The following is a 15,296-nucleotide window of genomic DNA, read 5'->3' as shown; positions in this document are numbered from 1 at the left end:
TTAAATATTTCGTCATACTGTATTCAAAATGAAAAAAAATTGTGCGCTCTTATTTCTTTTAACAGCTACCACCTGGTCGTTATTTAGCCAGGAAAACACCAACCTGAATAAATTCCGTCAGTTAAAACAAGAGCTTGCCACGCCCAATGTTTACCGGACGGCTTCGGGAGCGCCCGGACACGAATACTGGCAACAAAAGGCGGATTACAAAATCAGCATCAGGCTCGACGACAAAAGCCAAAAGATAATGGGGGAAGAAAGCATTACTTACCACAACCTGTCGCCCGATGTGCTGAATTACCTGTGGTTGCAACTCGATCAAAACATACGGGCAAAAGAATCGGATACCTACAAAACAACCGCCATGGACATGAACAAGCGCGTAAGTTATTCGCAGCTTGAAAGTCTGGTACAGGATTTTGACGGCGGATTCAAACTTGAGCATGTAAAAGACGGTGCCGGGAAAGACCTCCCGGCTACCGTTAACAAAACCATGATGCGTATTGATCTGCCCGAGCCTCTGCAACCCGGCAACTCGTTTACCTTCTCGGTAAAGTGGTGGTACAACATCAACAACCGGATGACAGACGGAGGGCGTTCGGGTTATGAATATTTTGCCGACGATGACAATTACATTTATGCAATTGCCCAGTTTTACCCGCGAATGGCGGTTTACAACGAAGTAGAAGGCTGGCAGCACAAGCAGTTTTTGGGTGCTGGGGAGTTTGCACTTCCGTTTGGAGATTTTGAGGTGCAAATCACAGTACCTTCCGACCACATTGTGGCAGCCACCGGCGAATTACAAAACCCGGAAGCAGTTTTAACAGCAGAGCAAATCAGTCGTTTCGAAGCAGCCAAAAAATCGAAAGAGCCTCTTATCATCGCAACACAAGCCGAGGCTGAGAAAGCGGAAAAGCGAAAATCGAGGGACGAAAAAACATGGATTTTCAAAGCCACCAACGTACGTGATTTTGCCTTTGCGTCTTCGCGTAAATTTATTTGGGATGCAATGGCAGTTCCGTTTGGCGAACGTACCGTTCTGGCCATGTCGTATTACCCCAAAGAAGGAAACCCGCTGTGGGAGCAGTATTCGACCCGGGTAGTTGCGCACACGCTTAAAAGCTATTCAAAATACACGTTTGACTATCCCTACCCCGTGGCGATTTCGGTGCATACCGACCGGATTGGCATGGAATACCCGATGATCAGTTTCAACGGGGAACGTCCCAACAAAGAAGGCAATTACAGCGAACGCACCAAGTACGACATGATTGGTGTAATTGTGCACGAAATCGGGCACAATTTTTTCCCGATGATCGTTAACTCCGACGAACGCCAGTGGACCTGGATGGACGAAGGCCTGAATACTTTTCTTGAATCTTTGACAGAGCAGGCCTGGGATCCCACTTTTCCGTCGCGGAAGATCAGGCCGTCAAGCATTGTTCCGTACATGCGGGGCAACAAGAAATACATCTCTCCCATTATGACCAATTCGGAGTCGGTGTGGCAAATAGGAAGCAACGCTTACTACAAACCTGCGGTGGCGCTCAACATTTTGCGGGAAACAGTGATGGGACCCGAACTTTTTGATCACGCGCTCAAAGAATATGCGCAACGCTGGATGTTTAAACACCCCACTCCTGCCGACTTTTTCCGCACCATGGAAGATGCGTCGGGTGTTGACCTCGACTGGTTTTGGCGCGGCTGGTTTTATACCACCGACCATTGCGATATTTCGATGGAAGCTGTAAGATGGTACCACCCCGATTCAAAAGATGCAGAAATACGCTTGGTCAAAAACTCCGGCCCCGATGACTTTACTTCGTTTTCGGACCAATTCTCGGTTACCGAAGAAGAAAAAAGGGAATACGATCGTTTTCTGTCCACACTTTCAAAGGAAGAAAGGAAAATTTTGGGCGAAAATGTCCATTTCTGTCAGATCGATTTTAAAAACCTTGGCGGGCTGATAATGCCGGTTATTTTGAAATTTGAGTTTAGCGACGGCACCGAGGAAGTGCAGCGAATTCCGGCAGAAATATGGCGCCGCAACAACGAAGAGGTTTCGAAGGTGTTCGTCTTCAACAAAGAGGTAAAGCAGATCATTCTGGATCCGTACCACGAAACGGCCGACTGCGACATGGACAACAACTTTTGGCCCGAACGGAAACAGCCCACCCGTTTTGAGCGCTATAAATCGCGTGTGGGCAGTACCCGGGGCAATTCCGACAATTCATCGCAAAAAACACCAGCGAAAAACCAGAAAGAAACAACGGTGGACTAAACAACCACGCTAAAAAAACATCGAACGGCACACAGATAACGCAGATTTTCGCAGAGAATGATCAAGTTGTCTAAAAAGTTCTTTTGTGTTAGATTGAACTTACAATTTGTAAGTAACCACCAGGTTTTTCACCCCTAAATCCCCTAAAGGGGACTTTAAGCCTTAAGCCTTCCGTCAGCTGACGGAGAGGTTTGGAGGGGCAAAATGAAAGTCTCGGGGAATGATTTGATTCAATCAATTAACGTCAGCTCCCGCCAGCCGCTGATTCCAGCAATAATCCCGCTTTACAGCAAAGCCCTAGCCAGCTAACTAAAAGCCTCCCTGCAGCCGTGTAATTGACCGGCAAACTTTTTTAGAGGCTTGCCGCAAACCTGTAAAGGGCAAAAAATTGTATTGATTGCTTCCCGCAGTTCTGCAAATGGCAAAAAAATGTTGTGAGACCCCTCCTGCAGCAGTGTTATTAAGAATAGTTGTTCTGGCTGCCTCCCTGCAATTCTGCAAGTGGCAAAAAATTTCAGGGACACCCCCTTCGCAGCTTCGTAACAAGGGTATAATTAAACCTGGTCGGGTGTAGCACAACTGCAACAAGGGTACAATTTATCCGGGCCGGATGTAGCACAAGTCCGGCAGGCGAGTAAAGTTTCTGGCTCCTGGTCCGCAAAATTGCTATAAGGTAATTTCAACTGTGGTTTACCTGCCATTTATTTCCCCGGCCTAAAGTCTCGTATTCTTTTGCAAAGACCGACGCCTCCCGAAAGTCGAAACACACAACTTTTAAGGAATACAGGCCACTACTCTGCCTCAAATCATTTTTTGCACATTAATTCATATTCAGGATAAACAAAACACCACTATTTATTTGTTAATGACAGAGTAACAAACGACTGCATCTATGACGAGATATGCACATTTGAACAATTAGTAGTATTTTTGTAGCGAAAACAGACACATCCGAACAAAATGATAAAAAAAATAAGGTTTGAACACAGTCTGACAGCGGCTTACTTACTGGCCGGAGGACTTTGGATCATTTTTTCTGACCGTTTTCTGAACAGCGTAATTTCCGATCCGGAAGTAATGACACAAATCCAAACCTACAAAGGTTGGTTTTATGTGGGTGTTACCGGTATCTTTTTTTTCCTGATCCTTCGAAAACACCTGAAGAAGCTTCGGGATACAGAAACAGAAGTTCAGCAACACCGTGACAATCTGCACGAAATGGTAGTGGAAAAAACCCGCAAACTGGATAAAGTGGTTGAGGAGCTTTCGCTAAAAAACGAAACCATTAACCGGCAAAACGAGGACCTGAGACACGTGCTGGAAAACCTGAATAAAATGCAGGCCCAATTGTTTCAGGCCGAGAAAATGGCTTCGCTTGGCGTGCTCACCGCCGGAATTGCACACGAAATAAACAACCCGCTGAATTACATGCTGGGAGGACTTACCGGCCTGGAGCATTACTTCGAGGAGAACAAACTTCAGCATGAAAATACCGACCTTTTTCTGAAAGGCATTCGCACCGGTATTGAGCGGATTAACGCCATTGTTTCGGGCCTCAACCAGATGAGCCGTACCAACACCACGTACGACGAGAATTGCGATCTGCACGAGATTATCGGGAATTGCCTGATGATATTAAGCAACGAATTAAAGTACCGGGTGAAGGTGGAAGAGAGTTACGCCGATCATGCCATTATCATCCCGGGAAATGTGGGTAAAATGCACCAGATTTTCCTCAATATTCTGATGAATGCCAGCCAGTCGATAGGCGGCGAAGGGGAAATAAGCATCCGCACCACCAACAGTGGCTCCAGCGTTATTACCGAGATCACCGACACCGGTTGTGGCATTGAAGAAGTAGACCTGACAAAAATTACACAACCATTTTATACCACCAAAGACCCCGGGAAAGGTACCGGCCTGGGGCTGTCGATCACTTACAGCATCGTCAAAGAACACAACGGTGAGTTGCGTTTTAGCTCCGTTCCGGGAAAAGGCACCACTGTAACCGTTGAATTACCAGTAAAAAAACACACATTATGAGTAAGCCAAAAATCTTGTACGTTGACGACGAACCGCTAAACCTTATGTTGTTAAAGGTCAATTTCTCAAAGCAATACGAAGTTTTAACTGCTCCCGATGGCCCCAGTGGTTTGGAAATATTAAAAAACAACCACGACATCAGGGTAGTTCTGAGCGATATGAAAATGCCCTACATGAGTGGCATCGAATTTATCAGGCAGGCCACTGATATCTCCCCCCAAAGTTCTTACTTTATTGTTACCGGTTTCGACTTTAACGCTGAAATTCAGGAAGCACAGCAACAAGGCCTCATCCGAAAATATTTCAGCAAACCCTTTAAATTGAACGAAATTGACTTTGAAATCCAGCAATCGCTGCAGCTGAATTAAATTTTATATTTCGCCCAGCCTTCTCTTTCTTTACAAAAGATTGCTATTTTTAAGAAGCGCTAAAACAATAAGGGTGAAAATCGTAACTTGGAATTGCAATGGAGCATTTAGAAATAAATTTGAAAATATTATTGACTATAATGCTGACATTTACATAATTCAGGAATGTGAAAATCCAATAGAGTCTCAGCATAAAAAATACAAGGAATGGGCTTGCAATTACCATTGGATTGGTGACTCTAAAAACAGAGGACTTGCCATCTTTGCCAGACCTGATATTGATTTAAAAAAGTTGGATTGGTCCAATAAGTATAGAGACCATTATGTCAAGCATTTTTTGCCTTGTACTGTAAATAATGAGTTTGATCTTCTAGCCGTTTGGACTCATCAAAACAATTCACCGAATTTCGGATACATTGGACAATTATGGAAATACCTCCAAATCAATAAAAACAACTTGAATCATACCATAATCGCAGGGGATTTTAACAGTAACAAAATCTGGGATCAATGGGACAGATGGTGGAACCATTCTGATGTTGTAGAAGAATTAGATGGAATTGGAATTGAAAGCCTTTACCACAAATTTATGGATGAGCAACAAGGTGAAGAAACCAGTCATACATTGTATTTTCAACGCAAACTCGAAAAAACTTATCACATTGATTATATTTTTGGTTCTCAAGAGTTCTGTAAAAGGCTTAAATGTCTTGAAGTTGGACAAGTTGACAAGTGGCTAGCAATAAGTGATCATATGCCTTTGGTGTGTTATTTTGAATAAAAAAATAGATTATTAAGATGAAAAAATGTCCCAACTGCTCAGCCGATGTGGAAGAAGTTTTCGAATTGTGCTGGAACTGCAATTACAGTTTTTCCGAACAAAAAGTAATTGAAATAAAAGATTACACCATCCAGGAAGGAAACAGGGAAGTTAATTGCCTGAGATGCGATATTCCGCTGATTTTTTCGGGACGCTACGATTTTCACGAAGGAGCCAGATTGGGTGCCTGGGGAAACCTGTTCGAACTTTTTGTAAACTCTGAACGCTTCGACTTGTACATGTGCCCCAAATGCGGGAAAGTGGAATTCTTTATTCCGCTCAACGATTCGGAATACAGGAAGTCCTAAACCACCCAATCAGCATCAAAAACGACTAAAAACAGAAAAATGGAGATTACCATAAGAGAGGCAAGAATAGATGACAGCGCGATAATTATGGAATGCATCCGCGGACTGGCAGTACATGTGAACCAACTGGAAATGGTAACAGCTACCGAACAGGACATCCGCGAATCGGTGTTTGAACCCGGCAGCCATGTAAAAGTTTTTGTGGCCGAAACCGACGAAAAGAAAATATGCGGGTTCACCCTTATTTTTAAAACTTTCTCTACGTTTAGAGCCAGCACCAATTACCACATCGAAGACCTGTTTGTTTTTCCCGAATACCGAAAACTTGGAGTCGGGTTAAAACTGCTCATGTACATCAAAGCTTTTGCCCAAAAAGAAGGAGCCAAAACTGTTGATTGGTACGTCAACAACCGGAATACAAGCGCCATTGAGTTTTACGAGAAAGTTGGCACCCGAAAACTTGACTACAAATCGATTTATTACATGGAAGTGTAAAACCAAGCCAAGTTTGCTTTGTTTGAAAACAACAACGGAACATAAAAAGTCTCCGAAACTGATATGCAGGAACAAAAAGACCTCATCCGGATTACGGAAGAATTTCTGACAGATAACATTGACTACCAAAAACTGCGAAAAGCCGCAGAAGAATACAAAACCTTTCTGTACCAACTGTGCAGTTGCGAACTGGACAATGAAACCGGACGAAGCGATATTCAGCTTTCCAGCGGAAAAGCTTTGGGAACTTTTTGGGCGGCGCTTTGCATCGATGATTTTATCCGAACCCGGCAATTTATCCGCGGCATCGATCAGGCCATTCGGGAAAAGCGGCAACACAATGATTCCATCCACGTGCTTTACGCCGGTTCGGGGCCCTTTGCCACTCTCATTCTTCCGCTTATTCTTCGGCATCCCAAAGAAAGGGTAAAATACACCTTACTGGATATCAACCCTTTTAGCCTGGAAATTCTGAACCGATTGATTGCGCGCCTTGAACTTCAGGAGTACAAGCTGGAAGTTATCTGTGCCGATGCCACTCAATACCAGCTGTCAAGCGATACTCCGGACATAATTGTAAGCGAAACCATGCAAAATGCGCTGGCAAAAGAACAACAGGTACCCATTTTTATTCACCTGATGAAACAGGCTAAGCCGGATACGGTCTTTATTCCCGAAAAAATTGAATTATCGATCGGTCTCCAAAAAGACGGCGATTTATTGGAGTTCCCCTTCCTCGAACAGTACAAAAAAGTTGATACCGTTTTTGAAGTCAGTAAAGAAGCCTTGCACCTTGTTCTGCAATCGAAAGAAACAGCACCCGGAGAAATCATCTTTCCGGAAAACAGTCTTACGCTGGAAAAACATGTCTTGAAAGATTACAGTCAACTGGTTCTTCTTACTGAAATTAAAGTGTTCTGCAACGAAAGAATCAACTTAAATGAAAGTGGCTTAACCACTCCGCTTATCATCGACAACATTCCCGAAAATGTAAACCAGTCAATTACTGTACTTAGCCAATATAAAATCTGCACAGAGCCCAAACTTGACTATCAAATAGTAGTCGGATAGAACTTTACGCCAACGCTGCTTTCCGGTTATCATTCAACAAATTAATTTTCTACTGATCAAAAACACCCCGGAACTGTTTATCTTTAAAATTTCATTGGGATAAGTATGAATCCGTTTTCTCACAAAATCTGAAATCTCTGGTTGAATGAGCAAAAAGAAAATATTCGGACTGGATAAAAATGTTTTCTACATCGGACTAACGAGCTTTCTCACCGATACTTCCTCAAAAATGGTTTACAGTGTAATGCCACTGTTTCTGCTTTCGATCGGGGCCTCCAAAACCTCCATCTCGCTCATCGAGGGGATCGCCGAAAGTACGGCTTCGCTGTTCAAAGCATTTTCGGGTTACTGGAGCGACAGAATTGGGAAAAACAAGCCTTTTATGATTTTTGGTTACGGAATAACGGCGCTCGTCACTCCGGTTTATGCCGCAGTTACAACACCACTGCAAGTGCTGTTACTTCGTTTTTTCGAACGCATCGGGAAAGGGCTTCGTACGGCACCGCGCGACAGCCTGATCAGTGGTTCGGCGCCCAAAAACCAGGCAGGAAAGAACTTTGGCTTCCACAAAGCCATGGACAACAGCGGAGCCATTATCGGGCCGCTCGGTGCGTTTATTCTTTTGTCGGTTTTTCCACTTAATTACAAATACATTTTCCTGCTGGCCACCATCCCTGCGGTTTTGGGAGTTCTGGCAATTATTGTTTTTATCAAAGATGCCAGGGCACGCCCTACTGCGGTCAGAAAGAAATTTCACCTAAACCTGCTTCCCAAAAAATTCTACTTTTTCCTGCTCATCATTTTTGTTTTTACTTTGGGAAACTCCGCAGATGCATTGCTTTTGGTGAAAACTGCCGAAACGGGTATTGATCCGTCGTATGTGCCGTTTGTCTATATGGTTTTTAATACGGTTTCCGTGTTTCTGGCAGTTCCGGTCGGCAAAATTTCAGACAAAATCGGACGCGAACGATTAATCATTCCGGGCTTTCTGATATACGCCATAGTTTATTTTCTGTTTGGCCGCTTCAACAGCATCAACGTATTCATTTTTTTATTCATTTTGTACGGCCTTTACAGTGCCCTGACCGACACTGCCCAGAAAGCACTGGTATCGGACATTGTGAGTAACGATTTGAAAGGAACAGGTTATGGATTATATCATGCAGTACTGGGGATTACTTTACTCCCTGCGAGTTTAATAGCCGGCATTATGTACGATAGAATTAATGCCAACGCGCCCTTCTACTTTGGATCGGCAATGGCGCTGCTGGCTACTTTATTAATGATCATTTTTGTTCTTAAATACCGGAACGAAAAGCAAGTTGCAGATTAATTCAATCTCATCCATCCATTCAATCATTTCAATCTAAAAGCCAAAATGATACATCCACATACCGAATTAAAATTTATCAGTGCCGAAATCGGCTACGGAGTTTTTGCCACTCAATTAATACCAGCCGGAACCATTACATGGGTGAAAGACCCGCTCGACAGGGAATTAAGTCCTGCCGATATTGAAAACCTGGCCCCCATTTGCCGCCCCTTGGTTGAAACCTATACCTACCGCAACAACAAGGGAAATTATGTGCTTTGCTGGGACATTGCGCGCTATACCAACCACAGTTTCCGCCCCAACAGCATGGCTACTGCCTATGGTTTTGAAATAGCTGTTTCGGATATTAAACCGGGTGAACAACTCACCAATGATTACGGTTTTCTGAACATCATCGAACCATTTCGTCCAAGCGACGAAGGTACACGACGGAAAACCGTTTATCCCGACGACCTGCTGAAATACCACAGACAATGGGACAATACGCTGAAAAAAGCTTTTCTTAAAATTCAACGGCAGGAACAAGTCCTGAGGCCACTGCTTAGCAATGACCAATGGGAGACCATCCTGAAAATTGCCGGCGGAGAGTGCGAACCAGAGTCGATCCGCAACAACTATTTTGATGCGCAAAAGAACTGCTGACGTGCCTTAGCAAACTGTTCTGCATTTTTTCAGAAGAAAGTGTATGTTGCTGTTTTATTTTGAAGGATTGAATGCTTGAATGCAAGAATAAGCTACGAGCCGCCAGCTGCGAGTCTCGAGCCATTGGCAAATAAACATTGAATATTGGAAATTCTGCTTTTCCAGTCCTTCAATCTCATCAATCCTTCAATCCATCAGTCCCTAAGAACTGTGACTGAACTCTGAACTTTGAACCCTAAAACTCACCATCGATTCACCCTTCAACTATTTCCGGCGTTTCCATTCTTTAATACCGCTTTCTGTTGTATTTTAGCCGCGGAATTAAATTTTGCAAAATGAGCGACGACAAGAAGATAATTTTTTCGATGTATAAGGTGAGTAAGGTTTACCCACCAAATAAAACAGTGATTAAAGACATTTCACTTTCGTTTTTCCTGGGTGCCAAGATCGGTATCATCGGGTTAAACGGATCAGGAAAATCAACGTTGCTGAAGATCATTGCCGGCCAGGACAAGTCGTTTAACGGCGAGTTGGTTTTTGCACCGGGCTATTCAGTGGGCTTGCTTGATCAGGAGCCAAAGCTCGATGAAAACAAAACCGTGATTGAAGTGGTGAAAGAAGGCATGCAGGAAACAGTGGATGTGCTGAACCGCTATGAAGAAATCAACCAACTGTTTGGTCTGCCCGAGGTATATGAAAATCCGGATAAAATGGATGAGTTGATGAGCGAACAGGCACAGCTTCAGGAAAAAATGGATGCTCTGGATACCTGGAACCTCGACAGCAAACTGGAACGTGCGATGGACGCGCTACAATGTCCGCCGGATGATCAGCCCATCAGCGAACTTTCGGGGGGTGAACGCCGCCGCGTTGCTTTGTGCCGCCTGTTACTTCAGGAACCCGATGTGCTGCTGCTCGACGAGCCTACCAACCACCTCGATGCGGAAAGTATCCAGTGGCTGGAAGCACACCTTGATCAATACAAGGGAACCGTAATCTGTATCACGCACGACCGCTACTTCCTCGATAATGTAGCTGGCTGGATATTGGAACTGGACCGAGGCATGGGCATTCCGTGGAAAGGCAACTACAGCTCGTGGCTGGAACAAAAAGCGGCCCGTTTGGAACAGGAAGAAAAAGGAAGCCAGAAACGCAAGAAAACGTTGGAAAGAGAGCTTGAATGGGTTCGGATGGCGCCCAAAGCGCGTCACGCGAAAAGCAAAGCCCGTTTGAGCGCCTACGATAAAATGCTGAACGAAGACAGCCGCCAGAAAGAGGAACGACTGGAGATTTATATTCCGAACGGTCCGCGCCTCGGTGACAAAGTCGTGGAAATGGAAGGCGTTAAAAAAGGCTTTGGCGATCGCATCCTGTTCGAAGACCTGAGTTTCAAACTGCCTCCGGCCGGGATTATCGGAGTGATTGGCCCGAACGGTGCGGGAAAAACCACACTCTTCAAACTCATCATGAAACAGTTAGATGCCGATACCGGTAGCATTGCAATTGGCGAAACCGTGAAAGTAAGTTATGTCGACCAGACTCACAAAGCCATCGATCCGAACAAATCAGTGTACGAAGTGATTTCCGGGGGAACCGAAACCATTATGCTTGGAAACAAGCAAGCCAATGCACGTGCCTATGTTTCCCGCTTTAATTTCTCGGGGTCTGACCAGGAGAAAAAATGCGGTATACTTTCGGGTGGAGAACGCAACCGTCTGCACCTGGCACTGGCACTAAAATCGGAAGGAAACCTGTTGCTGCTCGATGAGCCTACTAACGATATTGACGTAAATACCCTTCGTGCGCTGGAAGAAGGTCTGGAAAGCTTTGCTGGCTGTGCCGTTGTTATTTCGCACGACCGCTGGTTCCTCGACCGTATCGCAACACATATTCTGGCTTTCGAGGGCGAAGGACACGTTCACTTTTTTGAAGGTTCGTTCTCTGAATACGAAGAAAACCGCAAAAAACGCCTGGGCGCCGAAGCTCCGAAACGTTTTAAATACAAAAAATTGAAAGCATAACCGCTTCCGGTTAACGTTTATACTTAAAGATTCACCCGATGACTTATCGTCACCGGGTGAATTTCTTTATGGGACACTCTTCAACCCCACGCATACCCAAACTAAAGTTTTATCGAAGCATTGTAAGTCAATTTGTTTCAGATTTTCGATATTTGCAGTCATCACATTATGTTAGTAGAAGGAATCATCATCGCGTATTTTGTTTTTATCGTTGGAATTGGCGTTTACTCGGCCTTCAAGATAAAAAAGCCCGAAGACTACTATGTGGCCGGAAAAAAGGCAGGTCTGCTGCCTGTTTCAGGTAGTTTGCTGGCAACCATTCTGGGTGGTTCGGCCGTGCTTGGCACCATCGAATTAAGCCAGAAAACCGGGTGGGCAGCACTGTGGTTTTTGTTTAGCGCGGCCATTGGACTCTTTGTGCTCGTACCGCTTTCGAAATACGTTAAACGCTTCGGGAATTTTACCTTGCCCGAGTTACTCGGTACCTTTTACGGGAGAAAAGCAGAAACCATTGCCTCGCTGATTATTCCGATCGCGTGGCTGGGAATTGTTGCTGCACAGATTATTGCAGCCGCCAAAATTCTTACCGGGCTGAATTCGATTGATTACCCGCAAGCCGCTGTTTTATCGGGCATTGTGTTCATTGTTTACACTTTGCTGGGTGGTCAAATGAGCATTTTAAAAACGGATACCCTGCAATCAATCCTGATACTTGCGGGAATAATTGCTCTGTTGATTTTTACCTTACCAGCCCCCGAAAGCATGCAACTTGAAGCCCTGACTCCATCGACCTTGTTTAATGAATCTTTTGACCTGATCGACCTCCTGATTCTGCTGCTTACCTACTCGGTTACTTTTGTGGTAGGGCCCGATATTTACTCGCGCGTATTTTGTGCGCGAAACGAAAAAACAGCCGCCCGCAGTGTTATGATCGTGGCTTTTATTTTAATACCTGTTTCTTTTGCTCTTACCTGGCTGGGCATTTATTCGAAAGGTTCAGGCGAAGCGATTGTCTCCTTTGCACAACATTTGCTTCCTACCTGGGCGTACGGACTGTTTCTGGCAGCCCTGTTATCCGCGGTTATGTCGTCGGCCGATACAACCTTGCTTACCTCTTCGATTATTCTGAGCGAATTGGTTACCGGAAACCTGAATCAAAAAAGTTCTCTTCTGCTAACGCGTATCCTAATTGTCGGACTTGGAATCGTCAGTCTGCTCATTGCCTTGTTTGTAACCTCCATCATTCAAGCCTTACTTATGGCCCTCACCTTCTTTTCTGGAGCTTTTGTTGTACCTACTTTGGCGGGGCTTCTTCGGCTCAAGGTAAACAAAAACAATGTTATTCTTTCCATGATTTTAGGGGGTGTTATCGCCCTTGCCGGAAAGATCATTTTCCTGAGTGGTTATCAGCTAACAGGAAACATCGTTATCATTTTAAGCTACCTCGTTAATTCCTTCTTATTGTTTAGTCGGGTTCGGTTAAAAACAAGCGCTGAAGTTGGATAACTAATTGTAAGTTAAACCATCAGGTTAACAAAAAATTTTTTACATTCGGCGTTTATTATTGAAACCAAGAACTTTTATTCTACCTAAAAAAGATGGAAGATTTCACCAAATACAAGCGCTTAATTGAGAGCCTGGAGAATGAGTATTTTTTCTATTCACACAACCTTAACGGGCAATACCTTTACATGAGCCCATCGGTGGAGAAAGTACTGGGCTATACGGTAGAGCAAGCCAAACAGGGCTTGGTAAAACATATGACCGAAAGCGAAGCCAACAAAAAAACCATTGAAACGCTGAAGAAAAGTGCCACGGGAGAAAAACAGCATACTTTTGAATTTGAGCTTTATACAAAGTCGCGAGAAATCAAGGTAATTGAAATTACAGAGTCTCCGTTATACGACAACAGGGGAAATGTTATTTCGGTGGAAGGAGTAGCACACGACATTACAGAACGCATCAAATATGAACAGATCGTACAACAGCAAAATGAGGAATTAAAAAGGCAGGATGAAAAGTTGAGAAAACAACTGGAAGAACTCATTGTTAAAAATGAGAATATCGACAATTTGAAAAAAGAGCTGGAAGATCGTTCTCAGTTGCTGATTAATATAATCAATGAAATCCCTGAAAAAATCTTCTTAAAAGACCGTAATGGAAAGTTTCTTCTTGCGAACAATAACACGGCTGCCGGTTATGGTCTCACAACCTCTCAAATAATTGGAAAATCGGATGCCGACCTTTATTCTCCTGAAAAAGCCGCTGAAAAATTAAGTCGAATAAATGAAATTTTAAATAGTGGTCATCCTCATTCATACGAAGAAGGAGACTTTAATAAAAAAGACGGCCTAATAGTAAGCACCCGGATGAAGCCGTTCAAACTTAATGATGGCAGTACCGGAGTTTTAGGCATCCAGGTCGATATCTCCCAAATCAAAAAAAACGAAATTGAACTAAAAAAACTAAATACCGAACTAACCTCACGTACTGATGAATTAAAAGAAACGCTTCAGAACCTAAAAGATACCCAATCAGAACTGGTTCAATCGGAAAAAATGCGTGCACTGGGAAATCTGGTTGCCGGAATTGCGCATGAAATCAATACGCCGGTTGGAGCAATTAACGCTTCGATAAGCAATATTTCAGCCGCTCTCGATTCTTCCATGAGCAACCTTTTTGACCTGTTTACAAAACTCACCCAAAAGGAATTGACTATTTTTCTCCGAATCATAGATATGCTGGAGAAAACAAAACCGGCGCTCACCTCAAAAGAGAAACGCCAGTACAAAAAAGATGTGCAACAAAAATTAGAAGATGCCGGATGCACGTCTGTTCATTCTTTGGCGGATCTGATTATGTACCTCAACCTGTACGACAAGGCAGACCAGGTGATTTCAATGCTGGATGTAGACAATCCTGAGTTTATTTTGAAGTCGATAAAGGATATTTATTCGGTACGAAAGAACACTGAAAATATAAAACTGGCCATTAACAAAGCTTCTAAAATGGTGTTTGCCCTCAAGAAATTTGCACACCGCGAGCAAAACGAGGAAAAAGATCAGGCTGATCTGATTGAGAATATTGAAACCGTTTTGATCCTCCACCACAACCAGTTAAAACAGTCCATTGAAGTGATAAAAGATTACGAAGCGGTTCCAATGATTGCCTGTTATCCGGACGAGCTGATCCAGGTTTGGACCAACCTGGTTTCAAATGCCCTTCATGCAATGAACTACGCCGGAACATTAAAAATCAGCATAAAAAATCAGCACACACACATCAGGGTCAGCATTAAGGATTCCGGGCACGGGATTCCGGAAGAATTGAAAGAGAAGATCTTTCTGCCTTTCTTTACCACTAAAAAGTCGGGGGAAGGTACCGGTATCGGACTCGACATTGTAAAACGAATCCTGGATAAGCACCAGGCAAAACTGGAACTGGAAAGTGAAACCGGAGTTGGAACAACCTTCCATGTATTGCTTCCTGTAAACTAGAAAAACAAGCATTATGAGAAAAGCAATAGTGTGTGTCGACGATGAAAGCATCATCCTGGACAGTCTGGGAGAACAGATTGAAAACCTCTTTGGCAATCAATTCATGTACGAATATGCCGAAAATGCAGAAGAAGGGATGGAAGTGCTGGAAGAGTTGACTGAAGAAGGAGTACAGGTACTGGTGATTGTTTCAGACTGGCTGATGCCCGGTAAAAAAGGCGACGAATTTTTAATTGAAGTTCATAACAAGTTCCCGGGCATTGTAAAAGTTATGCTCACAGGACAGGCTGATGAATCGGCCATTGAGAACGCACGTCAAAACGCAAACCTGTTTGCATGCATTCACAAACCCTGGACAAGCGAACAATTGGAAAAGATTATTAAAACGGGGATTTCAAACATAGATAAAAAATAGGG

The 15,296-nt window shown here is 43.8% G+C and carries 13 protein-coding genes; all 13 read left to right on the top strand.

Features of this window, described 5'->3' with window-relative positions; genetic code table 11:
- Positions 1-28 precede the first annotated feature (28 nt).
- The 13 genes from INQ51_RS13330 to INQ51_RS13270 all read left to right on the top strand — a co-directional run bounded on the left by INQ51_RS13330 (position 29) and on the right by INQ51_RS13270 (position 15,294).
- On the top strand, positions 29-2,281 hold the full coding sequence (locus tag INQ51_RS13330; protein ID WP_233378460.1) for a M1 family metallopeptidase: 2,253 nt from the start codon (positions 29-31) through the stop codon (positions 2,279-2,281).
- Positions 2,282-3,241: 960 nt separating this feature from the next.
- Positions 3,242-4,324 (top strand): ATP-binding protein, encoded by a 1,083-nt coding sequence (locus tag INQ51_RS13325; RefSeq protein WP_233378459.1) that lies wholly within the window; start codon positions 3,242-3,244, stop codon positions 4,322-4,324.
- Positions 4,321-4,692, top strand: a complete 372-nt coding sequence (locus INQ51_RS13320) for a response regulator (RefSeq protein WP_233378458.1) — start codon at positions 4,321-4,323, stop codon at positions 4,690-4,692. Before INQ51_RS13325 ends, INQ51_RS13320 begins: the two co-directional genes overlap by 4 nt.
- A 73-nt stretch (positions 4,693-4,765) precedes the next feature.
- Positions 4,766-5,473, top strand: coding sequence for an endonuclease/exonuclease/phosphatase family protein (locus INQ51_RS13315; RefSeq protein ID WP_233378457.1), 708 nt, complete (start codon positions 4,766-4,768; stop codon positions 5,471-5,473).
- A gap of 17 nt (positions 5,474-5,490) precedes the next feature.
- Positions 5,491-5,820 (top strand): hypothetical protein, encoded by a 330-nt coding sequence (locus INQ51_RS13310; RefSeq protein WP_233378456.1) that lies wholly within the window; start codon positions 5,491-5,493, stop codon positions 5,818-5,820.
- A gap of 39 nt (positions 5,821-5,859) precedes the next feature.
- Complete coding sequence (locus INQ51_RS13305) at positions 5,860-6,315, top strand: GNAT family N-acetyltransferase (protein ID WP_233378455.1); 456 nt, start codon at positions 5,860-5,862, stop codon at positions 6,313-6,315.
- Between the two features lie 63 nt (positions 6,316-6,378).
- Complete coding sequence (locus tag INQ51_RS13300) at positions 6,379-7,386, top strand: hypothetical protein (protein WP_233378454.1); 1,008 nt, start codon at positions 6,379-6,381, stop codon at positions 7,384-7,386.
- 145 nt (positions 7,387-7,531) lie between these two features.
- Positions 7,532-8,719 (top strand): MFS transporter, encoded by a 1,188-nt coding sequence (locus tag INQ51_RS13295; protein WP_233378453.1) that lies wholly within the window; start codon positions 7,532-7,534, stop codon positions 8,717-8,719.
- 45 nt (positions 8,720-8,764) lie between these two features.
- Positions 8,765-9,361, top strand: a complete 597-nt coding sequence (locus INQ51_RS13290) for an SET domain-containing protein (protein ID WP_233378452.1) — start codon at positions 8,765-8,767, stop codon at positions 9,359-9,361.
- A gap of 335 nt (positions 9,362-9,696) precedes the next feature.
- Entirely contained in the window at positions 9,697-11,382 is a 1,686-nt protein-coding gene (gene ettA, locus INQ51_RS13285) for an energy-dependent translational throttle protein EttA (RefSeq protein ID WP_233378451.1), read from the top strand.
- 168 nt (positions 11,383-11,550) lie between these two features.
- Positions 11,551-12,888 (top strand): sodium:solute symporter, encoded by a 1,338-nt coding sequence (locus INQ51_RS13280; RefSeq protein ID WP_233378450.1) that lies wholly within the window; start codon positions 11,551-11,553, stop codon positions 12,886-12,888.
- A gap of 92 nt (positions 12,889-12,980) precedes the next feature.
- Complete coding sequence (locus INQ51_RS13275; protein ID WP_233378449.1) at positions 12,981-14,879, top strand: PAS domain S-box protein; 1,899 nt, start codon at positions 12,981-12,983, stop codon at positions 14,877-14,879.
- 13 nt (positions 14,880-14,892) lie between these two features.
- Positions 14,893-15,294: a response regulator gene (locus tag INQ51_RS13270; RefSeq protein WP_233378448.1), complete on the top strand. Its 402-nt coding sequence runs from the start codon at positions 14,893-14,895 to the stop codon at positions 15,292-15,294.
- Positions 15,295-15,296 lie beyond the last annotated feature (2 nt).

This window comes from Maribellus sp. CM-23, from assembly GCF_021354595.1.
Taxonomy (GTDB): domain Bacteria; phylum Bacteroidota; class Bacteroidia; order Bacteroidales; family Prolixibacteraceae; genus Draconibacterium.
Note: the sequence above shows the minus strand (reverse complement) of the source record. Positions and strands in the feature narration are given on the sequence as shown.